Below are 24,406 nucleotides of genomic sequence, written 5' to 3'. Positions count from 1 at the left end.
CTTCAGCCATCAGCTCCGCCATCCTTCTCAGCTTTACGAGGCCTTTTTTGAGGGAATCGTCCTTTTCATTATCCTCTGGAGCATCAGGAAAAAAAGTCCTTTTGACGGGTTTCTCTTTGCCCTGTATCTCATCGGTTATGGCCTCGTTCGCTTCATCATCGAGTTTTACCGGGAGCCGGATACACAACTGGGCCTGATATGGGGAATATTCAGTATGGGTCAGATGCTCTGTATGCTGATGATGCTCGCAGGCGCAGGTGTTTATCTGTTTAACTGGAAGCAAAAGAAAAAGACGACGTAAAAATAAGGATCATCTCCGAAAAAGTTGCCGGCATTTTAAAGGATTCAAGGGGTCAAGGATTCGGGGATTCGAGTGATATGCATAGAAACTACAAAGAATTAAAGGCACTTATAAAATCATTGGAAAACAAACCCTTGAATCCTTGAATCCTCGAATCCTTTTTGCAACTTAATGGGAGAAGAACCGAAAAAAATATCTAAGCACACGCAATGCGAAAGGAGAAATAATACCATGAGTAAAAATGTGGTAATTATTGGCGGTGGCGCAGGCGGCGCTTCAGTCGCCGCGGAAGCAAAACGGATTGATCCATCCCTGTCTGTTACTCTTGTCGAAGGCGGCCCGTATACTTCGGTCGCCGCTTGACCGATGCCCTATTACATCGGTGATGTAATCAAGGATGAAAAACGTCTCATTGCAAGAACACCGGAAAAGTTCAGAGAAACAGGAATTGAAGTAAGATTAAACACCCTTGCGGAAGGAGCTGATACCGATAAGAGAGCGGTTCGCTTATCAGACGGAACCTCTGTTCCTTACGATATCCTGGTACTGGGAACAGGATCATCCGCATTTGTTCCCAAAATCCCGGGTGTTGAACTCGAAGGGGTCTTTACCCTGAAGAAACTCAATGATGCAATTCGGATGAAGGCCTTTATCAGAGATAAACAGTGCCGCAAGGCCATTATCGTGGGCGCCGGTTTTATCGGGATGGAGATGAGTGAGGCACTAAGAACCAGCGGCATTGAGACACAGGTTATTGACCTGGTACCCCGTCCGGCTGCCAGGTGGGATCCTGAATTTTCAAACATGGTCATGGAGGAACTGAACCGCCATGATGTAACCTTTTCCGGGGATACCGGAATGGTAGCAATAGAACAGGGAAAGGATTACGGGCTCCGACTGAGCACAAGTAAGGGTGAAAGGGAAGCAGATATGATCCTGATAGCCATCGGGATCAGACCGAACGTGAAACTGGCAAGCGATTTTGGCCTGCAAATCGGGAAAACGGGAGCCATACAGGTTGATTTCTCCCAAGGCACGTCAAAAGAAGGAATATACGCAGTGGGCGACTGCTGCGAGGTGTATCACCGTGTGAGCCATCGCTGGGTCCATATCCCCCTCGGTGATGTGGCGAACAAACAAGGGCGTGTGGCCGGTCGCAATATCGGGGGAGGTTCCATGATCTTTCCGGGTGTAGTCGGTGCACAGTCTTTCAAGATATTTTCTCTTGAGGCTGCTGCAACCGGACTCGATGAGTCGGAAGCGATAAGCTCAGGATATCATCCTGTCAGCACCATTATCTGGGGAAATGCCATCGCCCGATCTATGCCGGGAGAAAAGAGACTGGGAATAAAACTGGTGGCTGACAGAGCGACGGGAAAACTCCTGGGCGCCCAGGCAGTCGGCACGATAGGTGCGGTCAGCAGGATCAATACCCTCTCCTGTGCCCTTTGGACGGGTATGGGTCTTGATGAAATCGCGTACCTCGACCTCGCCTATTCACCTCCCGTCGGTCCGGCGTGGGATCCCATCCACATTGCGGCGCAGGAGTTAATGCGAAAGTTATAATATAAAGTTCATTGCCAAAAAAGTTGATGGCATCTTCAGGATTCAAGGAGTCCAGGGGTCGAGGATTCAAGTGAAATGCTTAAAAAAACCCCTTGAATCCTCGAATCCTCTTTGCAATGAAATGGGAAAAGAACCTAATATAAACGGGATATGTACTTGATGTGAAGCTGCTGAGACCACTGAGATCACAATTGAAATTGTGGGAAAAGTTAAGTCAGGTCAAGTACCGCCATCAGGAAGGTCTCTTTCTGGCGGAAGGCTACAAGGTAGTCCAGGAGTTACTCAACAGTAAATGGCAAACCAGCGCAATTCTGGTGATCGAGAAAAAAAGGCCACAGTGGGATACTCTCTTATCCACCGTTCCGGAAGGAATCGACGTTTACGGTTTATCAGAAAGGGGGTGGGATACACTAAGTCAGGATAAAGCGCCGGAGGGAATCATGGCTGTCGTTGCCATGCCTCCACGCACCGATGTTGTCGAATTGCTGGAGCATAATACCGGTCATATTTTGCTGCTGCATCAGATCAGCAATCCCAACAATCTGGGCGCCGTGGTACGCACAGCCCACTGGTTTGGCTTCAGAACAATCATACTCAGTACCGGTTCGGCAGATTTTACAAATCCCAAAGTTGTACGGTCCGCCATGGGAAGTCTTTTCCATCTGACCGTGATGCCGGACGTCAATTTTGCTGAAACCCTGCCGGTAATCAAAAAACGTTATTTTCTTATCGGCAGTCACATACGGAAAGGGATAATGCCACATGCGTGTACTCAAAAAACAGCCCTTTTGCTGGGCAGTGAAAGTCACGGCCTGCCGGAATCACTGATCCGTTTGACTGACGAACAATGGTACATCGCCGGTGCAGGAAAGGCGGATTCCCTCAGTCTGCCTCAGGCGGCGGCAATTATGATGTATGAATGCACAAAATAGGGGTCAGGGGACAGGGGTGAGAAAAATGGGGTCGTATATTCAGGTCATTACAACGACGGAAAAGAAGGAAGATGCCGAAAAAATAGCCATGACCCTGGTTGAGAAAAAGCTCGCTGCCTGTGTACAGATTGCGGGACCCATTACCAGCAACTATCGCTGGAAAGGAAACATAGAAACGGCCGAGGAGTGGCAGTGCGTGATAAAAAGCAGGGGTGACCTGTATGAAGAAATTGAAAGGGTCATTAAATCGGTTCACCCTTATGAGGTACCGGAAATCATAGCGGTACCCATTGTCGCAGGCAGCGGAGATTATCTGGAATGGTTACAGGGTGAACTCATCGAAAAATAATGCTTTCACCGTAATTATGTGATGCGAAAAATGACCTTACTCCTTGCCGGTGACATTGGTGGAACAAAGACTCGCCTGGGTATTTTTTCCCGTGAAAGGGGTTTACGTTTACCTCTGGCAGAGGCAGACTATTCCAGTGCACAATTTCCAGACCTCACAACCATCGTCAGAGAATTTGTCGATAGAGTGAATCTCCCGGCAGATGCCGCCTGCTTCGGTGTAGCAGGGCCGGTTGTAGGAGGTCGCTCCAGAGTTACCAATCTGCCGTGGATCATCGATGAGAAGCAACTTATCCAAGATCTGAAGCTGTCGTCTGTAAGACTGTTGAATGATCTGGAAGCGATTGCCTGTGCAGTGCCATTGCTTGAGTCATCGGACCTCTCTACCTTAAACGAAGGCAGGCCGGTTTCCCGGGGAAATTTGGCTGTTATTGCCCCGGGCACCGGTCTTGGCGAGGCATTTCTGACCTGGGACGGAAAACGATACAGAGGACATCCCTCAGAGGGTGGTCATGCGGATTTTGCACCAAACGACGTTCTTGAGACTGAATTGCTGAGTTACCTTCGAGAGAAACTCGGCCACGTCAGTTATGAAAGTGTTTGTTCCGGATTGGGAATATTTAATATTTATTGCTTTCTCCGTGAGAGGCGCTATGCCGAAGAACCATCCTGGCTGTCCGAAACGCTGGCCCGCGAAAAGGACCCTGTACCAGTTATTACAAATAACGCTTTAGATCATGAGAACCGGTGCGATCTCTGCGTAATGACTCTCAACCTCTTTATTTCTATTTTAGGAGCAGAAGCAGGAAATATCGCCCTCAAAGTACTTGCCACAAACGGGGTTTATATAGGGGGGGGCATTCCCCGCCGCATATTGCCGCTTCTGGAAAAGGGACTGTTTATGAAATCATTCAGGCATAAAGGGCGCCTGTCTGACCTGGTTTCACAAATGCCGGTTTTCGTTATTCTTAATCCAAAAGTTGCTCTTTTCGGTGCAGCATGTTATGGTTTTGAATACTGTTAAACCTTTCATATCATAGCACATACTGGAGGTGAACAATGTATATGAGAATATTATGTATTTTTGCTCTGGTATTTTGTTTAACAACTTCGGGCTGCATTTCGCCGAGATATTCCGACAGGAGCGCACGAGAAGAATTGCGAAAGTCCAAGGCGTCAATCGATCAGATCAATGAGCAGATGTCAGCATTAAATAAGGAACTGGAAGCGTTAAAGAAGGAATTGCAACAGATAAAAGAGGTAAAACAAAAAGAAGAGGCAAAAGCGATAACGGAAGAGGAGTCCCTGACCGACCAGGAAGCGCCTGTTAAAGAAAAGCAAGTTGCCGTCAAAGAAAAGTCTGAGGAGGTTTCTGTTCCTGAACTGAAAAAAAAGAAGCAGATCCGAGAGGCAGATATTTCAAAAAAAGATGAAGCAACGAAAATACCCGATAAAAAACCCGCTCTTCAAAGGAAACTGATCGATCTCAAGACTTTTAAAATAAAAGTCTTGAGTGGAAATGGCAAATTGGTTCCTGCACGAGACATGTCAAAGAAACTTATCGGAATGGGTTACAAGATTGAAGACATAGGTATAGCTGCTCGCACAGATTTTAGAGAAAATACAATTTATTATGCTTCGGATTATCAGAAAGAGGCGGAGCAACTGGAGGCCCGGCTAGGAGGAGATACGGTCTCCAGACCTTTAACGTGGACTTCAGTTTATCATATCATTGTTGTGGCGGTGCCATAGCTTCACGGTTATACGTTAACATACTATACGCCTGTTTAGGGAATTTTCGAACAATACTGATTAACGATATCAGGAGGAAATTATGATGAAGTACAACGAAATTCAAAAGATGGCCAAAAAAATGGGCGTCAATACTTTTCAGATGAAAAAAAGGGATATGATCCTGGCAATTCAGAGGTCAGAAAATAATATTGAATGCTTTGGATCCTCCAGAGTGGAACACTGTCAGGAACTAACATGCCTGTGGAGGGATGATTGTGTACCTCTGAACGAAAGCAACAAGACTGCTTAGTCATCATTACTTTTTAATGATTCCTATGGGGGTTACCATATCCTTAATGGAGTTGATCCATGATTTAAAAAAGGACCGTTTATTTTGGATACTGGAAAGCATTTCCCTTGCTGCCTTTTCGCCTTCCTTTACAAGGTCGATAGCCTGAGAAAAACCAGCCCAATGTAGATTCTTTACATCGGGCCGAATAATAATGTCGGCATCCATCAACTCATACTTTTCCAGTTTGCCGGATGTTATTTCACAGGCCCTGGAGTAGATGTCTTTTACTGTTTTTAATTCTTCATCAGTGCGGATGTCACGATCTACGGCTACGGCAATTACAATGTCGGCCCCTTCTTTCCTTGCGACATTAACGGGAACCAGGCTGACGATACCACCGTCGGAAAGAAGTCTTTTCCCCTCCCTGATAGGTTCTATAGCCCCGGGAACAGCGCAGCTTGCCATAACCGCCTGCCTGAGAGACCCCTTAGAAAAAACTATCTGTTCGCCGGTTATCAGATCCGTCGCCACGGCACGAAACGGGATACGGGTGTCCTCTATTTGTATGTCAGGAATGAAATAATTAATCATGAACCGGAAATCGTCGGTTGAAAGGATCCCGGGTTTGAACAACATCTGAACGATATAAAACTGATTCTTCAAAAAACTTTGAATCTTCTGTGTCAGACTCTCCTGCTCCCTGCCATATATATCTGCCATGGCTTTAATAGTTGAAGCTTGAAATTCGGCGCCGTTAACATACTCGTGTACTTTTCGCTCCAGCTCTTCAGACGCAACGCCGCCGGCATAAGCCCCTCCCACCATAGCGCCAACACTGGTCCCCGCAATAACATCGATAGGGATACCTTCCTGTTCAAACACTTTTAACACACCGATATGGCTGAGCCCCCGTGCTCCTCCACCCCCAAGTGCAAGACCAATGCGTTTTCTCAACAGCTTCATTCTCTGATTTGTTTATTTTGTTTTCGGTACGGATTTGGACTGCTGCAAGCGCTGTTTCGCTCTCAGTTTCAGACTTTTTTTCCGTCTGCTCCGTTTGCGGTCAAGTTCTTTTCTCCGTGCGCTTTTCTTGTGTCCTCCCATGCTCGCTCCTTCAGTGTTTATTTGACGCCTGTGAGACGGTGGTAAGGATAGAGGAAGAGTGCTTCTGTGTCAAGTACTAAGGATAACTGTTGAAAGTGGCGTTCGTTATAAGGTTGTATCCGATCTTCTTATTGATCCTGATCATCGTGAGGTTTCTGAGGATTTTTTGAAAGAATATGTCTCTTTTTCAACGCTTCCAACCATTTGTCCTGGTAGAAATAGGCAACTATGACAAAAATACAGCTAATGACGGCAATGATTACAAGTCCTGTATATTGATTGTTGCGGGCACAACTGCCGCTTACAGACAGTAAGATAGTCCCGAGCAAACGCCCGACCGTCGAAATGCCTAAAAAATGCCATGTCTTCATATGGCTTAAGCCCATGATGTAGCAGAGGTAATCTTTGGGAAAACCAGGGATAAGAAAGAGGAGAAAGGAGACAAATAATCCCCGGTGTTCCAGGAAGTGGTCGTATTTCTGAATGATCGCAGGCTTTACAGCCTTCTCGACAAGGGGCAGACCAAAAAATCGGGCAAGCACAAAGGCCATCCAGGAGCCGATTGTGAGACCGATAGTAGAGTAAATCATACCCGGGACGGGACCATAAAGGTACCCGCCAATAAGGCCGGTTACTTCTCCGGGTATTGGGGCAGCTACTACCTGCAGTATCTGAAGGGAAATGAAGATAAGTTCGTCATAGGGATAAGAGCGGATAAATGTTATAACTTTTTGCTTATCTACAAAGAAGAGATAAAGGTCATAGTGAATAAAAAGATAGGTTGTCAGAATAATGGATAGGAAGAAAAATATAATTTTAAAGGCGAGACGTCCATTCATCAAGAGGATTCCGGTGTTCCTTTTTATTCTTTCTTTTCTTCGATCTTCTTAGCTTCTGAGATATTTCCTGATTTCTCTTCCGGCTCGGCCATAGCCTTCTTGAAGCCCTTTATGGCTTTGCCGAGGGAGTTTCCCAGTTCAGGAAGTTTGCCCGGCCCGAAGATAATCAGAACGATCACCAATATCACCAGAAGATGCATTGGCTGAAAAAGACCTTCAAACATGGTCATTGCCTCCTATCGGAGATTAAATAACCCTTGCAATATAGTACGGGCAAGAATTCTTACATATCGCGTTTTATACTCATACATCGTATCGGATGTCCAGAATTTTTCGCAGGCTTAAATAAACGACAATATTTTGCGATGTTAATCAATTTATCGCGGAGAGATTCTCTTATTTAACTTCTCCAGCTCTTCGTCTATTGCCTCGATCTCTTTGGGATCCGTTGTATGATCTCGCAAAGTGGTCAAATATGCATACGCGGATTCGATATCTCCGAGGTTCCGTACTAAAACCGCGGGAAGTATGCGAACAATGGGAGGCGCATAGGGTGCGTTTGCCGCCTTGAGGGCATAGTGATACGCGAGATCGTTGTCCTTGAATTTGATTTTCGCTATGTAAGAGGCCTGCCAGGGCAGTTTCCAATCCTCAGGAAATTTTTCCCGCGACTCATCCAAATAACTGAAAATCAAGCGTCCATCAGAATCGGTTCTGTAACTCAACTTTCGCAGGTGCAAAAAGTTTGTAATATGTTGTATTTATTAATAGTATAGCGTCACAAAGTGTGGCATGAAGGGTTTTATTCGCCAATAAAATCCATTAACCGCAAAGGTGACGCTATGAGCCGCATTGTAACAGAGATTGTTTCCTGTGAAAACCAGATTCATCAGTTCTTTCTCAATCAAAAAATCGGCAGTCTGTTGAAGCGAAGCAACATCAACAAGGAGAAGGGGATTGCTCCCGTTGTCGTGTTCTGTACGCTGTTCACCACGGTCTTTACCGGAAAGAACCTTTTTCGCACGATGGAATCTTCCGATGGAACCTGCTGCCTGGAAGAATTGCAGCCGATTTATAAAGCCCGGTTGCTTCTTCCAGGGCATATACAGACTGTTTCTTGTTAATTATCAATAATGTGGACACACTCAAGGGTGTGCGAAAGTTGAGTAAAATAACTGATCTTGTCAAGTTTTGTAATTCTAATCTTCTTGTCTTACTGTTTGCGTTGTTATATACACTTCGAAACAGGAAAAGGGACTGCCTTCTTCCCGGGAAGAAAATTGTGATTATCAATGGAGATATAAAATGCCTGACCAGAAGATATTAGAAGAACAATGCATTAATACCATACGCTTTCTCGCCGCTGATGCCGTAGAGAAGGCTAAATCGGGACATCCCGGTATGCCCATGGGCGCGGCGGCAATGGCCTATAGTCTCTGGACAAAACACCTGAAACATAATCCTGCAAATCCCCTATGGGCAGATCGGGATCGCTTCGTTCTTTCGGCAGGGCACGCCTCGATGCTCCTTTATGCGATGCTTCATCTCACCGGGTACAATCTGTCTCTCTCAGATTTGGAGTCATTTCGCCAGTGGGACAGCAAGACCCCCGGCCACCCGGAACGTGACAACCGGACAGGCGTTGAGGTAACTACAGGACCCCTCGGCCAGGGTCTCAGCAATGCGGTGGGCATGGCTATCGCAGAGGCTCACCTTGCGGCACGATATAATCGTCCCGGTCACAGGATCGTCGACCACTTCACGTACGTATTTGCCGGTGACGGAGACCTGATGGAAGGTGTTACATCCGAGGCGTGTTCACTGGCCGGGCACCTCGGCCTTGGCAAACTGATCGTCCTATATGACGACAACTGCATTTCGCTTGCCGGGTCAACGGCGCTTACTTTTACCGAAGACGCAGGAAAAAGATTCGAGGCGTACGGGTGGCACATAACCTGCGTTGAAGACGGAAATGACGCCACGTGGATTGATTGCGCCTTACAAGATGCGAAGGCGGAAACGACCCGTCCTTCAATTATTTTTGTTCGTACCACCATCGGTTGCGGGGCGCCGCATAAAGAAGGCACGTTTGAAGCCCATGGCTCACCACTTGGTACGGAGGAGTTGCTGGCGGCAAAGAAATTCCTTGGCTGGCCTGTCGAACCCGCTTTTTTCATTCCCACTGATGCACTTGCCTTTTTCCGGAATTCACTTGAACACGGCCGGGAATGGGAAGGGCGCTGGGCGAAGGATTTCAGCCGGTATCGCGATGACTTTCCCGATCCGGCCGCCGAATTTATGCGCGTCATGGAAGGACGGCTTCCCGACGGGTGGGAATCGCAGCTTCCTCTCTATCCGGACGGATCCAAGGACATAGCGACCCGCAAGGCATCAGAAACCGTAATGCAGGCACTTGCTCCCCTCATGCCGGAGCTTATGGGAGGCTCGGCAGATCTCAACCCGTCTACCTTTACCTGGCTCAAGGGGTTTGGCGATTTCCAGCGTCCCGGTACGCCGGATGGGGATATGCAGGGTGCTGTCGGCGGTGAATGGGGCTACGGCGGCCGTAATATCCATTTCGGTGTGCGTGAACACGCCATGGGCGCCATTGCCGTCGGTATGGCCCTCCACGGAGGGTGCATTCCCTATACGGCTACGTTTTTAACATTCTCCGACTACATGCGGCCGCCTATCCGCCTGGCCGCCCTTATGGGGCTCCGCGTGATCTTTGTCTTCACGCATGACAGCATCGGTCTCGGAGAAGACGGCCCGACACATCAGCCTGTCGAGCAGATCATGAATCTGCGCGCCGTACCCAACATGACCGTTATCCGTCCCGCTGACGCCAATGAAACAGTAGAGGCATGGAAGAACGCACTTCTCAATCAGAAAGGCCCTACCGCGCTTATCTTTACCCGTCAGAACCTCCCCGTCCTGAGCCGGGCAGAACTCTCACCGGCAAGCGGCCTCCAGAGGGGGGGTTACATACTCCGGGATTCCACCCCCGGTAAGCCCGATATACTATTGATCGGTACCGGATCGGAAGTGCCGATCACCCTGGAAGCAGGCAAAAGGCTTTCTTCTGAGGGCTTACGGGTAAGGGTTGTTTCCCTTCCGAGTTGGGAACTGTTTGACCGTCAACCGGCAGAATACCGTAATTATGTGCTCCCTCCCGATGTCAGGGTCAGGATTGCCGTAGAAGCGGGTATTAAGCTGGGCTGGGAACATTATGTGGGGCTGGATGGAGCGGTTGTTGGGATGGACAGTTTCGGCGCCAGCGCCCCTTCCAAGGTGCTGTATGAGAAGTTCGGTATCACTGCTGAACATTTGATGAAGGTAGTAAAAGCATTGATGAAATGAAACCTTCGACACGATCATTTATCCGTGAATCCCGCATATTCACAATAGCTCTATTATGTTAATTGTTCTGTTGAGAACAGTAAAGGAGGAGATCAGGATATGTCAACAGTAACGGGATCGATCAGCCTGGGTTCATACGAGGCTTCAGTTGATATTGCGTTAGATGAAATAAAGAAAAACCGGATCATGGAGCGCATATGGAAAAAAGACCACACCGTCTGGAAACCTGATCCTGCGGAAATCACCAACCGCCTGGGATGGCTGTACAGCCCAAAGTACATGCTGGAGAAGGTCGATGAAATAAACGCCGTCGTGGATGCGGTTCGTGCGGACGGTTACACGCATGCCCTGCTCCTTGGTATGGGAGGGTCAAGTCTGGCCCCTGAGGTCTTTCGCAAGACCTTCGGTGTAAAAAAAGGATTTCTGGAACTGGAAATTCTCGACAGCACCAATCCCGGTGCAGTGCTCGCCTATGCCGAACGGTTCGATGTCCATAAGACGATCTTCATCGTTTCTACCAAATCGGGGGGGACCGTAGAAACCTTTTCCTTTATGAAATACTTTTACAACATCGTGGCGGAAGCCCTGGGCCCCGACCAGGCGGGCAGGCATTTTATCGCCATCACCGACCCGGGAAGCAAACTGGCGGATATCGCGGAGATGTACCACTTCCGCACTACATTCCTCAATGATCCCGACATCGGTGGGCGGTACTCGGTACTTTCATATTTTGGTCTCTTTCCGGCAGCGCTGATCGGGATGGACGTAAAGACATTCATTGAACGGGCTATAATGGTTGCCGATAAGGAATCTTTATACAATATACCCGATACTGATGAAATAAATGGGGCTTTCCTGGGAGCGATGTTAGGAGAACTGGCAAAGGCCGGGAGAGATAAGGTTACTTTTATCTTCTCGCCGCAAATCGAAAGTTTTGGCGACTGGCTGGAACAGCTCATAGCGGAAAGTACAGGCAAAGAAGGCAAAGGAATCGTACCCATCGTCGGTGAATCTGCAGGAATCAACGATGTTTACGGTGATGACCGGGTCTTTATATGCCTGTACCTTGAAGGTGATGATACAGAAAGCGGAAAACTCCTGACACTCGAAAGGGCAGACCATCCCGTTTTGTGTGTAAAGCTCCGTGATCCCTATGACATGGGAGGGCAGTGCTTTCTCTGGGAGATGGCCACGGTGGTTGCCTGTCAGCGGCTGGGTATCAATCCCTTTGACCAGCCCGATGTGGAGGCGGCCAAGGTGCTGGCCCGGAAAATGTTATCCCTGTATGGAGAAAAGGGAGAGCTGCCCACAGAAGAACCTGTTCTCTCAGGTAACGGTATTGCCGTCTATGGCGATATTCAGGCCCGAAATCCTGCGGAAGCCCTGACAGCATTTTTAGGAGCGGCAAAACGGGGTGCATATGTAGCGCTCCAGGCCTACATTCAGCCAACGGCCGAAACGGATGCGGCGCTGTTAACACTCCGTACAAAATTGCGGGATCGATACCATGTGGCTACATCAGTGGGTTACGGCCCCCGTTTCCTTCACTCCACAGGCCAGCTCCATAAAGGCGATGGGGGAAAGGGAGTTTTTATTCAGTTCACCGCCGACGATCCCTGGGATACTCCAATCCCTGACGAACTTGGACTCTCCGATTCATCCATAACCTTCGGTGTCCTGAAAAACGCCCAGGCCGCCGGGGACAGACAGGCGCTTATCAATGCAGGCCGGCCGGTGGTTCGGTTCCATCTTGGCACGGACGTCGCCGGAGGTATGAAAATTTTAACGGAAGCACTCTGAGAGGTGTGAATGATGAGAATATTTAACCGTTACCGTTTCGTCGCCCTGTTAGTCCTGCCGGTGATCCTTTTCAGCCTTGCCTGTCCGTTGACAAGTCATTCTTCGACCCTCCATGAACGGTCGCTTCAAAAGCTTGAAAAGAATCTTCAAACTGCCTCTCCCGATGATTTCATATTCGTCGTATTAGGCGATAGCAGGGACAATGATGAGGTTTTTCAAAAAATCCTTGTCGAGGCAGCTAAATTAAGGCCTCTTTTCATTTTACACGGCGGTGATACTGTCACCACAGGCATAGAAAAAAAGTTCAACCACTTTCTCGATATCGTGGAAAGCACTATCCCTGATACACCGATATTTGTTGTCATGGGAAATCATGAACTCACGCATACTATGAAAAGCGATAAGGGGAAGAAATTATTTCAGGAAAAGATAGGCCCCCTGAACTATGCTCTCGACATGAAAAAACTGGGCATGAAGGTTGTAGGGCTTGACAACTCCCTGTATGAATTGACGCCGACCCAGTTGAAATACCTTGAGGAGCAGCTGACTTCGGCGAGAAAATATAAATTTGTCATTATGCACGCACCGCCGGAAACGCAGAAATGGAAACACAGTCATTGTTTTTCAAAAGGCGCGGACAGGCTCATGCAGATCATGGCGGAAAAAAAAGTAACGGTAGCTTTTTTCAGCCACCTGCACCTCTTCGCTCAGGATGAAATCAAGGGTGTGAAATATATCATCACCGGGGGTGCTGCTGCCCCACTCTATACAAAAATGGCTTTCGGCGAGGCTGTTTATCATTTCATTGTTGTCAGGGTGAAAAACGGCAAAGTCTCAACCGAAGTCATTCGCATTCACTCCGATGGAAAGAAAGCCGCCCTGCCGATACGATAAAGAGGGATTGCATATGAATGAAAATCAAAATACAGCCGGAAATATTCCGAATCGCCTGATTAATGAGAAAAGCCCGTATCTGCTCCAGCACGCCCATAACCCCGTGGACTGGTACCCGTGGTGTGAAGAGGCTTTTGAGAAGGCGCGTACTGAGAGCAAGCCGATATTTCTGTCCGTAGGATATTCAACCTGCCACTGGTGCCATGTCATGGCCCATGAGTCCTTTGAAAATGCCGATGTTGCCGGCCTTCTCAATGAAGTCTTCGTCTGCATAAAGGTTGATCGTGAGGAACGGCCGGATATTGACAAAGTTTACATGGACGCCTGCCAGATGATGACGGGGTCCGGGGGATGGCCGCTGACCATTGTTATGACCCCTGATAGGCAACCTTTCTTTGCAGCGACGTATATTCCCCGGGAGAGCCGCTTCGGTAGAGTGGGGATGCTGGATTTGATCCCCAAAATTCAGGAGGCATGGAAGGAACGGCGTGATGATATTGTGATATCGGCCGGTCAGATCGTTGCTTCAATGCAACAGAAGGTATCGGAAGTAACAGGCGAGGCGCTGTCGAAAGACATTCTCGATGAGGCATATAAAGAGTTGAAGGGACTCTATGATGAAAAAAATGGAGGATTCGGCTCCGCACCCAAATTTCCCATGCCCCATCAGCTCCTTTTTCTTCTCCGGTATTGGAAATGGAGCGGCGAAAAAAAGGCTTTGGAGATAGTCGTAAAAACATTGCGGGCCATGCGTTGCGGCGGCATTTATGACCACATCGGATACGGTTTCCATCGATACAGCACCGATGAGAAGTGGCTGGTGCCCCATTTTGAAAAGATGCTCTACGATCAGGCCATGCTGGCCATGGCATATACGGAGGCGTACCAGGCTACGGGACATGAGACTTTCAAGAGAACGGCCTGTGAAATATTTAATTACATCATGCGCGACATGAAGTCGCTGACAGGGGGGTTCTATTCGGCAGAGGACGCGGACAGCGAGGGAGAGGAAGGGAAATATTACCTCTGGAGGCATGATGAAATCGAGCGGATACTGGAGCCGTCTGAAGCGGAACTGGTGCTCAGGGTCTTCCAGGTGAAAAAGGCGGGAAACTTTGTCGATCCATTAGCAGGAGGAAAAACAGGTCATAATATTCTGCATCTGGAAAAGCCGACAGCCGAACTTGCCTCAGTGTTGGGAATTTCTGAGGAGTCGCTCCGCCAACGGATGGCGGCGGTACGGATGCAACTCTTTTCTGCCCGTGAGAGGCGAACTCGCCCCCATAAAGACGATAAAATCCTGACTGACTGGAACGGCCTCATGATCGCTGCCCTTGCGAAGGGTGCGCAGGCCTTTGCAGATCAGGTATATCTGAAAGCGGCCCAAAAGGCCGTCAATTTTATCGTGAAGAATATGCGCGAGGTGGATGGAAGGCTGTTTCATCGTCACAGGGATGGAGAGGCTGCCATCACGGCCAGCATCGATGACTACGCTTTTTTAATCTGGGGATTGCTGGAGTGTTATGAGGCGTCTTATGATGTTACCTTTCTTAAGACAGCCCTGAGACTTCAGGAAGATCTGACGAGACACTTCTGGGATAAGGATAACGGCGGTTACTATTTCACGCCGGATGATGGTGAAAACCTCATCCTCCGCCAGAAAGAGATCTATGACGGCGCCGTTCCCTCGGGAAACTCCGTGGCCATGTTGAATCTGATCCGCCTTTCCCGGCTAACCGGGAATCATGAGCTGGAAGCACAGGCGGCAGCCATCAGCCGTGTCTTTGCCGGGTCTATCCGGCGTTCACCCGCTGGTCATGCGCAATTCATGATTGCCATGGGTTTTTTGACACATCCCGCTTATGAAATCGTGATTGCCGGCAGGCCCGGTGCGGAAGACACGGAAGAAATGTTACGCGAGATCGGGCGACAATATCTGCCTAACACCGTTGTCCTCCTTCGCCCGCCGGAGGAATTATCCTCCGATATTATCAGCATTGCACCATTCACAAAAGACCTTAAACCCATTGACGACACGGCAACAGCATACGTGTGTACCAATTTCACCTGCCACAGTCCGACAACGGATAGTGACGAGATGCTCAGGCTGTTAAATCTTCGGAAGCCTTAGTGTAAAAAAAGCAATTGCCTCGCCCCTTTTATGAACATCTCCACGGCAACTGTCGTTAACAGCATGCCCATTAAACGTTCAATTGCCGTCAATACTCTATTCCCGACTATATTACTGATATGATTGGAAAACAGGAGAATAATGGCTGAAAGGAACCATGCGCACAGAAGGGCTGTGAACCATTCAAGCCAACGCGATGGCTCTCTTGCCATGAGGAGCAAAACCGTTGCTATTGCGGACGGACCTGCGATGAAAGGAATTGCGAGAGGAACGATCAGGGGTTCTCCTTCAGGAGTATCTCCGAATAGTTTCTCCGAGCCAAGAAAGATCATTTTTAAGGCAATCATGAAAAGGATTATTCCTCCGGCTATGCTCAGAGACGGCTCAGAAATGCCCAGAAATCCGAGGATATATTGACCGGTGAATAAGAACAGAACAAGAATAAGGAGCGCGATCAACATCTCCCGCACAATTATTTTTCTTTGTTTCCGGTCATCAACATTTTTCAGGACGGATAAAAACAGCGGTATATTCCCAAAGGGATCGATAACCAGAAACAACAGAACTGCAGCCGAAAATAACGTCATAGTGATATTTGAATTCTCGTATTATCCACCACTAAAGGCGTTCAATAAGAAAATCCCCTCATAGATTCCCCCATCACGAATAATGGTGAGTTTTTTCGCATTAACGTCTACTCTTGAATGCGACAATCATTTTATACGTATAAATGAAAGTGAAGTCAATCCGGTTTGTGCCTTTTTGAAGACGTAATAAATTCAAGGATTGCTGGTAGAAAGTCTCAAATCCTCCGGCATCCGGGACCGCTCAAGCTGCTGCGGCCTCCTGTCTCAGGAGTTACCTGTATCTGTGTACTGATGCGCTCCTTGAGCGCCGTGACATGTGATATGACACCGATCAGCTTGCCGTCCTGCTGTAGTCCCGCAAGAGTCTCTATGGCTGTTTCAAGTGCATCTTCGTCGAGGGTACCGAATCCTTCATCAAGAAAGAGCGAGTCAACCCGCACATTCCGGCTTGCCATATGAGAAAGGCCGAGCGCCAGGGCAAGGCTCACAATAAAGCTTTCGCCGCCGGAAAGATTTTTCGTCGAACGGATCTCACCTGCCTGGTAATTGTCGATGACATTCAATTCCAGTGGTTGAGATGAGTCGCGTATGAGCAGATAACGATCCGACATCTTCCTGAGCTGGCGGTTGGCATGCGCCGTCATCATTTCGAACGTCAGACCCTGTGCAAAATTCCGGAATTTCTTTCCGTCGGCTGAGCCAATGAGGTCATGCAGGTCATCCCAGCGTGCGCATTCCTTTTTCCGGGCTTCAATGTTCTTTATGCGTTCCTGCTGCTTTTCCCTTAGTTTTTTGTTTTCACTCAAGATCCTTATGATTCCGCCAATATCAAGGCTTATCTTTTTAAGGTCTGATTCACAGGCGCTTAGGTTTTCTTTAAGCGTTTCACTGGATTGATCCGACAGATTCTTCTCTCTCTCAGATGCAAGCGCCTCCGACCTGTCCTTCCGGCGGGCGTCAAGTTCTGTTTTTTCCTTGATCAGGGATTTCTCTTTGTCAGCAAGGAGTTCCCGCTCTTCTTCACTCAGGCGTGATGACAGGTAATCAGCCTCATCTTCGAATCCTGCCCCTTTGATCCGCTCCGTCAGTTTCTGTTCGGCCTGCACCAGTTCCTTTACCCGATTTCCTGTTTTTATTTTCAATAAATCTATTTTCTCTTTCAGAGCGCTGATCTCTTTTTCAATTTGTCCATATTCTTCGCGCGCTTTTTCAAAAGCTTTACCCGCCTTATCCACGGCGTCCACCAGATGTTTTTCCTCCTGATCAGCGTTTTTCTCTCCGAAGAGTTCCCGTCGTGAAGCGCTCAGGGCTTCATACGCCATCTTCAGATCGTCATGATCTTTGCGTCTTGTCGCCAGATCTTCTTTGAGGTTACCCAACAAGGCATTGTATTTCCCGATATCGGCTTTCAGTTCATCGATCTTTTTCTCCTGGGCGGTTTTTTCATTACTCTTTGTCTGCCATGTATCCTTCCGCGCGGTGAGGTCTTTCAGTATGGCGTCGAGACTGTCTAATGGAATCTGGCTGACTCCGAAGGGTTCAACATCCTTAAGGGCAGCAGTACGGGCATTTTGAGTATCTGCCGCCAGGGCGGCGCAATCTTTGATCAGCCGCTCATGCGTATGGCCGGCCGTCTCCAGTTTGTGTCTGGCGTCCTGTAAAGCCTTGCCTGAGTTGTCAAACTTCTCCCTTATTTTTTCCAGGGAAGTTTGCGCCGACTTCTCCTTTTTGCTATTCTCTTCGGCAATGGCGATAATACCGGATGTTTCGGCAATTTTCGCCTGAGTGTTCACCATATCTTCACGCACTTTCACGGATCGCTCGTACAGGGCTTCCTTGATATTCAGCATCAACATAGCTTCTGAGCATTGCTTTTCGTCTGTAGCCATGGCTGCCTTTTTCTCTACCATCCCTTTTTCCGCATGCTGAATTTCCGCTTCCGTCTTGGCCTGGTCGGCTTTCATCTTTTCCAGTTTCTCAGACACTTTTTTGAATTCGCTCTTCGTTTTTTTCAGCCCAGCCTCAGCCTCGTTCAACTCAGGGACATTCCCCTGTGCATAGGGATGATCGGGAGCGCCGCACAGCGGGCATGGCTTGCCGTCTTCAAGCCGTTTCCTTTCTTCCTCAAGGTTACGGATACGGTTGAGGAGTGACACCTGTGTTTCAAGGGTTGTAATATCTTTTTCCAGAAGCGCTTTTTTATCGGCGCAGGATTTTATCTCATCTAAAAGTTTCACATTGCCGGTTTTTAATGTTTCAATACTCGATTTCAGGCCCTCCAGTGCAGTGTGTGTCTTATCAATCCGGGCAATGGTTTCGCCTGTCTGAATCAAAAGACGCTCGCGGCCTTTAAGGGCATCTGTATCATGACGCCACTGGCTGATTTCACGTCTCTTGAGAATGGCCGTGATTTCATCAGTCAGGCGCTTAAGTTCGCTTTGTCCTTTCTCATATTCCTGGAGCGATTTTTCATGATCGGCCTCTATCTTGGTGCGTGAGGCCAGGGCAAACTCTTTTTCCCCAGTTGCCGTGAAAAGCTCTTTGCATGCCTTGGTATGCTTTGCTTCATTATCGCGAAGCAAAGCATATCCCCTGTCGATTGCGGCAAGGTTGGTAAGCAGCGCTGCATCGGCAGCGTGTTTTGCCTGGTAATTATGGACGGCTTCCAGGGCAGTCTGGGTCTTCTTCAGTTCCTGTTCACCATTTTCGATTTGGCTTTTATAGGCGTTCCCCTGCTTCTTGATCTCCCCTATCGCCTTATCCTTCTCCTCAACCTGCCTTTTCTGCTCACTCAGCCTGGCATCAAAGTCGCGTACCTTTTTGATGACAGCCGCTTCAGACGTCTGCCTGGTTCGTGCCTCGGCAAGCAGGGTCTCTGCGCTCTGTTTTATGGCAACCGCATCCGCACGGGATTTATCTTTTTCGGGAAACACTGCGATTGCGCCGTCAAGTTCCTTTGTCTCAGCTTCCTGTTGGACACGCACGGCAACGATACCTCTGTAATCTCCTTCAAGACTGAGGGCCTTGCGGGATTTTTCCAGCTTTTTTGATTCCGGATCAAACTCCTGCCGGCGCTTCTCGAAATCCTGCTGCTTCTTATCCAGTTCACCCAGATCTTTCTCAAGGGCAACCATCCCATCGAGCCAGGCTATGGACTTGCGTATGTCGTTCATTTTTCCGGCAAGTTCCTTCTCCCGGCCTTGCTTTTCTTTCAGGCCGGATTGCAGCTCCCTTTCTTCATCTTCGTTTAAAACCTGGATTCCTTTCAGCTCGGCCTGCAATATTTCAAGTTTATCCCGTTCTTCTGTACGCCGCTCGTGAACCTTCACAGATATCCGGCTGTAGATCTCGGTGCCGGTAATCTGTTCAAGGATAGGAGCCCGGTCATTCGGCGGGGCTTGCAGAAATACCGCGAATCCCCCCTGAGCAAGAAGCATCGAACGGGTGAAGCGCTCAAAATCCATACCCGTGGCCTTCTCGATGAATTCACCCACCTGGTTTATTTTTGATTCCAGAACTGCCCCGGAATCTGCATCGGCTATTTCATGCTTTGCCTGTTGTAATGCTCCATCGGATCTTTTCCGGGCGCGATACTGGCTCCAGTGGCAACGGTAACGGCCCTTCTGCGTCTCAAATGTAACCTCGGCAAAACATTCACCTGTCTGACGCGACATGATCTCATTGCTGCTTTTCGTAACCTTATCCAGGCGGGGCGTCCTGCCGTAAAGCCCAAGACAGATAGCGTCCATGATGGTCGTCTTTCCTGAGCCCGTAGGGCCTGTGATTGCGAATATGCCATTAGATGAATAGTCCGGGTGGGTGAAATCAACATGCCATTCGCCCGTGAGTGAATTCAGGTTCTTGAACCGAACACCAAGTATTCTCATGCCATGTTCTCCAATGCTCCTAAGAAACTTCCCCTCCCTGGGTGGGAGGGGATTGAGGGGAGGGGGTTAACGATATACTATTCCGCCATCTGGTCCGCTTCATTCATTGAAACGATGATTTCCTGATATGCGCTCAAAAGCTCCGGACGCTGATCCTCCGGGACTTCATGCGATTCAAGGCAGCGTTTGAATACGTCCGTCGTGTCCAGATCATCGAGCGTTTCTTTAGCATCCATCCCGCTCATAGCGCGTTCCAGCACCCGGTTATTCTTAACACGGAGGATCTCTATGCCGGTACCTGCGATTGCCTCATCCAATCGCTCTCGCAAATCGCCGGCTATCTCATCTCCTTCATATACTATTTCCAGCCAGGCATTGCTCTCTCCGGACTTCAGTTCTTCGATATTGCGAGCGATGGTTGGCCAATCCCCTTGCAGGGTTTTCAGTTCCTGGAACCTGGGTACCGGCACAATTGTTACAGTAGGTGCATTACCCGAAAATTCAACAAGAACGACGCTCTTTTCCTGTCTTGCTTCTCCGAAGCCAATGGGCAGAGGCGAGCCCGCATAGCGTATGAAATCTGAACCGCCCACCGTTTGAGGGATATGAAGATGCCCCAATGCAAGGTAGTCGATATGTTCGGGAAACACATCTGTTCTGACCTGTAAAAGGGAGCCGATATACAGTTCACGCACCCCATCGCCGTCAACGGTTTGGCCGCCTGCGGTGAAAAGATGCCCCATAGCGACAATCGGAACAGACTTTTTCAACATGGCGCGTTTCCGTTCGGCCACTTCATACACCATCCGGTAATGATCCCTGATACCTTCAATGATTTTCCTCTCCTTGTCCTCAAGGCTTTCACCTGCCTCGGCGGTGCGGATATCGCGGTCTCTGAGATAGGGGATGGCGCAGACAATAAGCCGTGGCTCATGATCCGGCCCGGATAGCACAATCAGTTCATCTTCAGGAGAATCGGATGCGCAGCCAACAACATGGATGTTCAAAAATTTCAGGAGTTCCCTGGGGGCATTTAAAAAAGACGGCGAATCATGATTTCCTGCCGTGACAACCATATGACGGTGTGAAGCGGCCGCCACACGGTTCAAGAAACGGTAATACAACGTCTGTACATAGTTGCTTGGCGTGCTGTTGTCGAACACGTCCCCCGCCACAAGCAGTACATCGATGTTTTCGTCCTCAATAAGCCCAGCCAGCCAGTTCAGGAAAGCTTCGAACTCCTCGTATCGCTTGCGGCCATAAAGCGCGCGGCCAATGTGCCAGTCGGATGTGTGCAGAATCTTCATGTATTTCCTTTCATCTCTTGTGTAGCCTCGTGGCGCACTTACGAATCGAAAGAGAGTAATAGATGAACTGTGCGGCGACTATCAGACGTCCGCACAAGTGGTTATGTCGAAATGTCGTCTACCGGTAAAATCTGCTTCCCAATTACTCTCATTTCGAAATCAGTTTCAGCAAAACTGCTTTTGCATCATTATTTTCGATTCCAGCGCCGCTTTCTAACTGACTAATTGATGTTTGAATATCCTGGAGGAGTTCTACTTTTTCTTGCATGGCTTCGTATTCGCCTACGTCAACTAAGACGGCTACGCTTTTACCATGTTGTGTAATGATGAGAGGTCTTTTGGTATCACGTACTTGTTTGAGAAAGGAGGCGATCCCCGTTCTGACCTCCGACATTGGTCTGATATCTTGATCAATTTTTATTCTTTGCATATGGCACCTCGTATAAACTATTTCGTACATTATAACGTACAATATATAAAATATGCAAATATTTATTTAGTGGAGAATTTTAGAATTTGGAGTCACCATACCAGCTTTTTCTTGACAGGAAATTCTTACACCTCAGCAAGGTGGTAGTCGGATGTGTGGAGAATCTTCATCGTTTTCAATTGTTTCAGTTTATCTTGGCGGTGGTTCTTTAAACAGTTTTTTATAATCCGTTGCAAATGATTTGGGTTTATCGTCATCATAAATCCAATATGATGCAATTTGTCTCACAATGGTGATATCTATCCGACGGCAATCCAGCATCAGTTTCAGCAGTTCCAGCGTCTTCAATGTCTTGATGTTGAACTCTACGGCCAAATCCAGCATGTCGGAGTCGTCCGTAACGATTGGTATATCCAGCACATAGGCATGAGCTAAGGCTGTGATATCCACCTTTGAAAGTCCCGGATATGAATATTTGGCATGGTTCTTAATGAAATCATGGACTCGTGTTATCTGCTGTTGGCTCTTTCTCGGAATGTTCAGCCTACAGTCCCGATTCTTCTTGTATTCAGGCTCATTCACCCAATAGAAAGTATTCTTGAGTCTTGGATTCTTCTCGTATTCTTCCTGAAGCCCCTTGATCACATAAAGGCAATATTTCTCTTTTCCAAATTCAACCTGAAGAAGGGGACGAATGCTTTGGGCCAGACGAAAATAAGCATTGGAGTCTATCAGAATCTTTGACTGAGGCATGCTTAGAGCGCCTCATAAATATTCCTGGCATCAAGCAAGGACATTCTAAGGACGCTCTGGACAAAGCTCGCCGGTTTCCTGTTTTCCTTCACATATGCTTTGAGGGAACTAAAAAAAGGACTACCGAAATGCTCCGTGGCGGATAGGATATATTGATCTGAATCGGGAACCTCATCATCAAAAAGAAATTCACTTGTGGTTTTGAATGTCTTATTGAAGTTGGTGTTTGCCTTGTATATTTCCCGATTCTTTTCCAAATCAATAATCGGAAGTTTACTCTGTGCGGCATATTTATTGATTTCCAAATAAACCGTTAGCGGGGAAACGCGCAATTTTTCGGCCACTGATTTTATATGATTTAGTTGAAGAGGAATTTGATCTGTCCTTCTCAGGTATGGGTATTCGCTTGAAGCAATTTCCTCGGGAACGAGCAGCGCTCCCGCAAACGCATCGGCAAAATCTTCTCCCTCATCTTCGCGCAACTGAGGCGCAAGGACGTGCCCCAGTTCATGCGCCATCCAGAATTTGAAATCATGTAATTTACAGTCCAGATTCAGATATATCCACGTCGTCATTGACTCCGGCAAATAGATATGGAGCGCGTTTTCATGCCTGTCTTTACTTCCCCACAGTACGGGAATAATGACAGCGTTTAGGTCATTGAAAATATTTATAAGTTCTTCAAACTCGATTGATTCTTTTGGAGCTTTTCCGATCTGCTTTCTTATTTTTGTTGTTACCTGCTGCATATAAGAATAATCCTGCCGGGGGCGGATCAATGTTTTAGGCTGGGAAAGGTTATCAAATGGAAGATACGGTACAATATCCGATAGGGTCCGCCCTGTGTCGCGGGCTTCCTCAAGATATTGATCCGTGATCTTGTGACTGCCCTTTTTTCTGAATGCCACAATTGGTTCATTTGCAGAGGGAGAGGTTGAGACAATCTCGTTATAACTCATCCCCAGCGCCATGGACAGCTTCAATAGCTTGTCCGGGCGCGGGAATTTTTCACCCTTGAACCATTGCGACACGGTTTCTCTCGAAACGTCAAGGTTATCTGCCAGCTTGGACTGACTCAATCCCTTTCGTTCGGCGCATTCTACAACTTTCACTATGTTAAGTTTACGAGTTTTCATAATCATACCATAGACACATGTGTCAACTATTGTCAACTATATTTTGTGCATTATAAGACAAACAGAAAAAAGTGATGGGAATGGTTCCTTTGGTTGTAATTGTCATAGTTCCCCTTTGAAAGCTCTATCGAGGAGGGCAGGCAGGAGGGCGTCGAGTAACGGCGGCGGTCTTGGCTTACAAGTGCTTGATTCTCCCCTTCTCCGCTCTCATAGCATATATCTCGGCACGAATTCCGCAGACAGTGTTTGCGGAATTCGCAATACCCGGCAAAATGTTCTCATCTGGTCAGGATTCCTTGTTGCGCTACCGAGGACTCCTCGGCAGTTGGGTAGTCCGAATCTGGGAATGTGCATTTTTTGCACTTTACTATCTTCGTCCAAATAGCTGGAGGCGAAGATGTTTCTTAAATTTTTGGAAATCACATTACGCTCCGCAACGAAAACTCGTTCATTTGTTTCTCTGTTATCCAACAGGCAGTTTATGCAAAATTTGCACAAACTGATTTCGTCAGCTTTACGGTGACTTCCGGTGTCTGATACAAAATATTACATGACGAAATTCTTTCACGGCCTTTTCACCAGAAGTGCCTTGATCCTCCCGACAATCTCGGCGATGCGGTACTCTTGTCGAGGATGCTGGCAATAAGTTCCATCAGTGGCCTTTAGATGATGCAATACCTATCGTTATGGGTGGTAGCAACTCACTGGGATATCTCATCTAAACATGAAGTTCGCGAGGCCAGGAATCGCTTTTTCTAACACGATTCCTGCAGAAGCAATCTCTCGTTGAACCAATTCCAAAAGGGATACGAGCTTTATAATAGAAGTCTGTAAAGTTTTTCCAGGAAGCGGAACAACCTCCTCCAAGAAAAACTCCTCCTTCAAACGCTTACGGTTTGTAGTGCCCCTGCTTGCGCGTTTACATGCCTCAAGAAATGTATTTGAGCGCAGTAAAAATGCAAGGAACTCAGGATAGACAACATCACGGTTCACGTTAAAAAGAGG

General features: G+C 47.9%; 24 protein-coding genes. 12 read left to right on the top strand and 12 right to left on the bottom strand.

Translation table 11 applies throughout. The annotated features are described in order from the left end of the window. The 8 genes from NTW12_07125 to NTW12_07090 all read left to right on the top strand — a co-directional run. A partial coding sequence (locus NTW12_07125; GenBank protein ID MCX5846115.1) for a prolipoprotein diacylglyceryl transferase occupies window positions 1-301 on the top strand: 301 nt, incomplete at its 5' end. Between the two features lie 231 nt (window positions 302-532). After that, the gene (locus tag NTW12_07120) at window positions 533-664 is read left to right on the top strand and encodes a lycopene cyclase family protein (GenBank protein MCX5846114.1); all 132 of its coding nucleotides are present in this window, start codon (window positions 533-535) and stop codon (window positions 662-664) included. A gap of 3 nt (window positions 665-667) precedes the next feature. Beyond that, window positions 668-1,867 carry an FAD-dependent oxidoreductase gene (locus tag NTW12_07115; protein ID MCX5846113.1) on the top strand — a complete coding sequence of 400 codons (1,200 nt, stop codon included), beginning with the start codon at window positions 668-670 and terminating at the stop codon, window positions 1,865-1,867. Window positions 1,868-2,028: 161 nt separating this feature from the next. Next, the gene (locus NTW12_07110; GenBank protein ID MCX5846112.1) at window positions 2,029-2,799 is read left to right on the top strand and encodes an RNA methyltransferase; all 771 of its coding nucleotides are present in this window, start codon (window positions 2,029-2,031) and stop codon (window positions 2,797-2,799) included. 25 nt (window positions 2,800-2,824) lie between these two features. Beyond that, window positions 2,825-3,148, top strand: a complete 324-nt coding sequence (locus tag NTW12_07105; protein ID MCX5846111.1) for a divalent-cation tolerance protein CutA — start codon at window positions 2,825-2,827, stop codon at window positions 3,146-3,148. 30 nt (window positions 3,149-3,178) lie between these two features. Further along, a complete protein-coding gene (glk, locus tag NTW12_07100; GenBank protein MCX5846110.1) occupies window positions 3,179-4,171 on the top strand; it encodes a glucokinase in 993 nt (330 codons plus the stop codon). Between the two features lie 41 nt (window positions 4,172-4,212). Beyond that, window positions 4,213-4,899, top strand: coding sequence for a LytR C-terminal domain-containing protein (locus tag NTW12_07095; protein MCX5846109.1), 687 nt, complete (start codon window positions 4,213-4,215; stop codon window positions 4,897-4,899). Window positions 4,900-4,981: 82 nt separating this feature from the next. Next, window positions 4,982-5,191, top strand: coding sequence for an SAP domain-containing protein (locus tag NTW12_07090; GenBank protein MCX5846108.1), 210 nt, complete (start codon window positions 4,982-4,984; stop codon window positions 5,189-5,191). A gap of 6 nt (window positions 5,192-5,197) precedes the next feature. Here the strand turns inward: NTW12_07090 and NTW12_07085 are convergent, their stop codons facing one another. The 6 genes from NTW12_07085 to NTW12_07060 form a co-directional block, all read right to left on the bottom strand. After that, window positions 5,198-6,127 carry a patatin-like phospholipase family protein gene (locus tag NTW12_07085; GenBank protein ID MCX5846107.1) on the bottom strand — a complete coding sequence of 310 codons (930 nt, stop codon included), beginning with the start codon at window positions 6,125-6,127 and terminating at the stop codon, window positions 5,198-5,200. Between the two features lie 21 nt (window positions 6,128-6,148). Continuing rightward, complete coding sequence (locus tag NTW12_07080) at window positions 6,149-6,277, bottom strand: hypothetical protein (GenBank protein ID MCX5846106.1); 129 nt, start codon at window positions 6,275-6,277, stop codon at window positions 6,149-6,151. Between the two features lie 128 nt (window positions 6,278-6,405). Then, complete coding sequence (locus NTW12_07075; protein ID MCX5846105.1) at window positions 6,406-7,116, bottom strand: TVP38/TMEM64 family protein; 711 nt, start codon at window positions 7,114-7,116, stop codon at window positions 6,406-6,408. A gap of 23 nt (window positions 7,117-7,139) precedes the next feature. Further along, on the bottom strand, window positions 7,140-7,340 hold the full coding sequence (locus NTW12_07070) for a twin-arginine translocase TatA/TatE family subunit (protein MCX5846104.1): 201 nt from the start codon (window positions 7,338-7,340) through the stop codon (window positions 7,140-7,142). A gap of 153 nt (window positions 7,341-7,493) precedes the next feature. Then, window positions 7,494-7,811, bottom strand: a complete 318-nt coding sequence (locus NTW12_07065) for a hypothetical protein (GenBank protein MCX5846103.1) — start codon at window positions 7,809-7,811, stop codon at window positions 7,494-7,496. Window positions 7,812-7,880: 69 nt separating this feature from the next. Next, window positions 7,881-8,219: a hypothetical protein gene (locus NTW12_07060; protein ID MCX5846102.1), complete on the bottom strand. Its 339-nt coding sequence runs from the start codon at window positions 8,217-8,219 to the stop codon at window positions 7,881-7,883. A 202-nt stretch (window positions 8,220-8,421) separates the two neighbouring features. Between NTW12_07060 and tkt the strand changes: the two genes are divergently transcribed. The 4 genes from tkt (at window position 8,422) to NTW12_07040 (ending at window position 15,301) form a co-directional block, all read left to right on the top strand. Next, window positions 8,422-10,476 (top strand): transketolase, encoded by a 2,055-nt coding sequence (tkt, locus tag NTW12_07055; GenBank protein ID MCX5846101.1) that lies wholly within the window; start codon window positions 8,422-8,424, stop codon window positions 10,474-10,476. A 99-nt stretch (window positions 10,477-10,575) separates the two neighbouring features. Next, the gene (locus tag NTW12_07050) at window positions 10,576-12,276 is read left to right on the top strand and encodes a glucose-6-phosphate isomerase (protein ID MCX5846100.1); all 1,701 of its coding nucleotides are present in this window, start codon (window positions 10,576-10,578) and stop codon (window positions 12,274-12,276) included. A gap of 9 nt (window positions 12,277-12,285) precedes the next feature. Beyond that, the gene (locus tag NTW12_07045; GenBank protein MCX5846099.1) at window positions 12,286-13,170 is read left to right on the top strand and encodes a metallophosphoesterase; all 885 of its coding nucleotides are present in this window, start codon (window positions 12,286-12,288) and stop codon (window positions 13,168-13,170) included. Window positions 13,171-13,183: 13 nt separating this feature from the next. Then, window positions 13,184-15,301: a thioredoxin domain-containing protein gene (locus NTW12_07040; protein MCX5846098.1), complete on the top strand. Its 2,118-nt coding sequence runs from the start codon at window positions 13,184-13,186 to the stop codon at window positions 15,299-15,301. On the opposite strand, the gene NTW12_07035 is transcribed toward NTW12_07040, so the two are convergent. From NTW12_07035 to NTW12_07010, 6 genes are all read right to left on the bottom strand, one after another. After that, on the bottom strand, window positions 15,298-15,888 hold the full coding sequence (locus NTW12_07035; GenBank protein MCX5846097.1) for a MarC family protein: 591 nt from the start codon (window positions 15,886-15,888) through the stop codon (window positions 15,298-15,300). The genes NTW12_07040 and NTW12_07035 overlap by 4 nt on opposite strands. A gap of 215 nt (window positions 15,889-16,103) precedes the next feature. Next, complete coding sequence (locus NTW12_07030; GenBank protein ID MCX5846096.1) at window positions 16,104-19,775, bottom strand: AAA family ATPase; 3,672 nt, start codon at window positions 19,773-19,775, stop codon at window positions 16,104-16,106. 77 nt (window positions 19,776-19,852) lie between these two features. Then, on the bottom strand, window positions 19,853-21,082 hold the full coding sequence (locus NTW12_07025; protein ID MCX5846095.1) for an exonuclease SbcCD subunit D C-terminal domain-containing protein: 1,230 nt from the start codon (window positions 21,080-21,082) through the stop codon (window positions 19,853-19,855). A 148-nt stretch (window positions 21,083-21,230) separates the two neighbouring features. Next, window positions 21,231-21,512: a type II toxin-antitoxin system Phd/YefM family antitoxin gene (locus NTW12_07020; GenBank protein ID MCX5846094.1), complete on the bottom strand. Its 282-nt coding sequence runs from the start codon at window positions 21,510-21,512 to the stop codon at window positions 21,231-21,233. Window positions 21,513-21,701: 189 nt separating this feature from the next. Beyond that, on the bottom strand, window positions 21,702-22,265 hold the full coding sequence (locus NTW12_07015; protein ID MCX5846093.1) for a DNA-binding protein: 564 nt from the start codon (window positions 22,263-22,265) through the stop codon (window positions 21,702-21,704). Between the two features lie 2 nt (window positions 22,266-22,267). Beyond that, window positions 22,268-23,401, bottom strand: a complete 1,134-nt coding sequence (locus NTW12_07010) for a helix-turn-helix domain-containing protein (GenBank protein ID MCX5846092.1) — start codon at window positions 23,399-23,401, stop codon at window positions 22,268-22,270. Between the last annotated feature and the right edge of the window lie 1,005 nt (window positions 23,402-24,406).

This window comes from Deltaproteobacteria bacterium (assembly GCA_026388545.1).
Classification (GTDB): domain Bacteria; phylum Desulfobacterota; class Syntrophia; order Syntrophales; family UBA2185; genus JAPLJS01.
Note: the sequence above shows the minus strand (reverse complement) of the source record. Positions and strands in the feature narration are given on the sequence as shown.

Bases quoted from the DNA above. Each gene is read 5' to 3' on its own strand.
- NTW12_07120 (MCX5846114.1), top strand. From the start codon at position 533: ATGAGTAAAAATGTGGTAATTATTGGCGGTGGCGCAGGCGGCGCTTCA.
- NTW12_07115 (MCX5846113.1), top strand. From the start codon at position 668: ATGCCCTATTACATCGGTGATGTAATCAAGGATGAAAAACGTCTCATT.
- NTW12_07105 (MCX5846111.1), top strand. From the start codon at position 2,825: ATGGGGTCGTATATTCAGGTCATTACAACGACGGAAAAGAAGGAAGAT.
- glk (MCX5846110.1), top strand. From the start codon at position 3,179: ATGACCTTACTCCTTGCCGGTGACATTGGTGGAACAAAGACTCGCCTG.
- NTW12_07095 (MCX5846109.1), top strand. From the start codon at position 4,213: ATGAGAATATTATGTATTTTTGCTCTGGTATTTTGTTTAACAACTTCG.
- NTW12_07090 (MCX5846108.1), top strand. From the start codon at position 4,982: ATGATGAAGTACAACGAAATTCAAAAGATGGCCAAAAAAATGGGCGTC.
- NTW12_07080 (MCX5846106.1), bottom strand. From the start codon at position 6,277: ATGGGAGGACACAAGAAAAGCGCACGGAGAAAAGAACTTGACCGCAAA.
- NTW12_07075 (MCX5846105.1), bottom strand. From the start codon at position 7,116: ATGAATGGACGTCTCGCCTTTAAAATTATATTTTTCTTCCTATCCATT.
- NTW12_07070 (MCX5846104.1), bottom strand. From the start codon at position 7,340: ATGTTTGAAGGTCTTTTTCAGCCAATGCATCTTCTGGTGATATTGGTG.
- NTW12_07060 (MCX5846102.1), bottom strand. From the start codon at position 8,219: ATGCCCTGGAAGAAGCAACCGGGCTTTATAAATCGGCTGCAATTCTTC.
- tkt (MCX5846101.1), top strand. From the start codon at position 8,422: ATGCCTGACCAGAAGATATTAGAAGAACAATGCATTAATACCATACGC.
- NTW12_07050 (MCX5846100.1), top strand. From the start codon at position 10,576: ATGTCAACAGTAACGGGATCGATCAGCCTGGGTTCATACGAGGCTTCA.
- NTW12_07045 (MCX5846099.1), top strand. From the start codon at position 12,286: ATGATGAGAATATTTAACCGTTACCGTTTCGTCGCCCTGTTAGTCCTG.
- NTW12_07040 (MCX5846098.1), top strand. From the start codon at position 13,184: ATGAATGAAAATCAAAATACAGCCGGAAATATTCCGAATCGCCTGATT.
- NTW12_07035 (MCX5846097.1), bottom strand. From the start codon at position 15,888: ATGACGTTATTTTCGGCTGCAGTTCTGTTGTTTCTGGTTATCGATCCC.
- NTW12_07030 (MCX5846096.1), bottom strand. From the start codon at position 19,775: ATGAGAATACTTGGTGTTCGGTTCAAGAACCTGAATTCACTCACGGGC.
- NTW12_07025 (MCX5846095.1), bottom strand. From the start codon at position 21,082: ATGAAGATTCTGCACACATCCGACTGGCACATTGGCCGCGCGCTTTAT.
- NTW12_07020 (MCX5846094.1), bottom strand. From the start codon at position 21,512: ATGCAAAGAATAAAAATTGATCAAGATATCAGACCAATGTCGGAGGTC.
- NTW12_07015 (MCX5846093.1), bottom strand. From the start codon at position 22,265: ATGCCTCAGTCAAAGATTCTGATAGACTCCAATGCTTATTTTCGTCTG.
- NTW12_07010 (MCX5846092.1), bottom strand. From the start codon at position 23,401: ATGAAAACTCGTAAACTTAACATAGTGAAAGTTGTAGAATGCGCCGAA.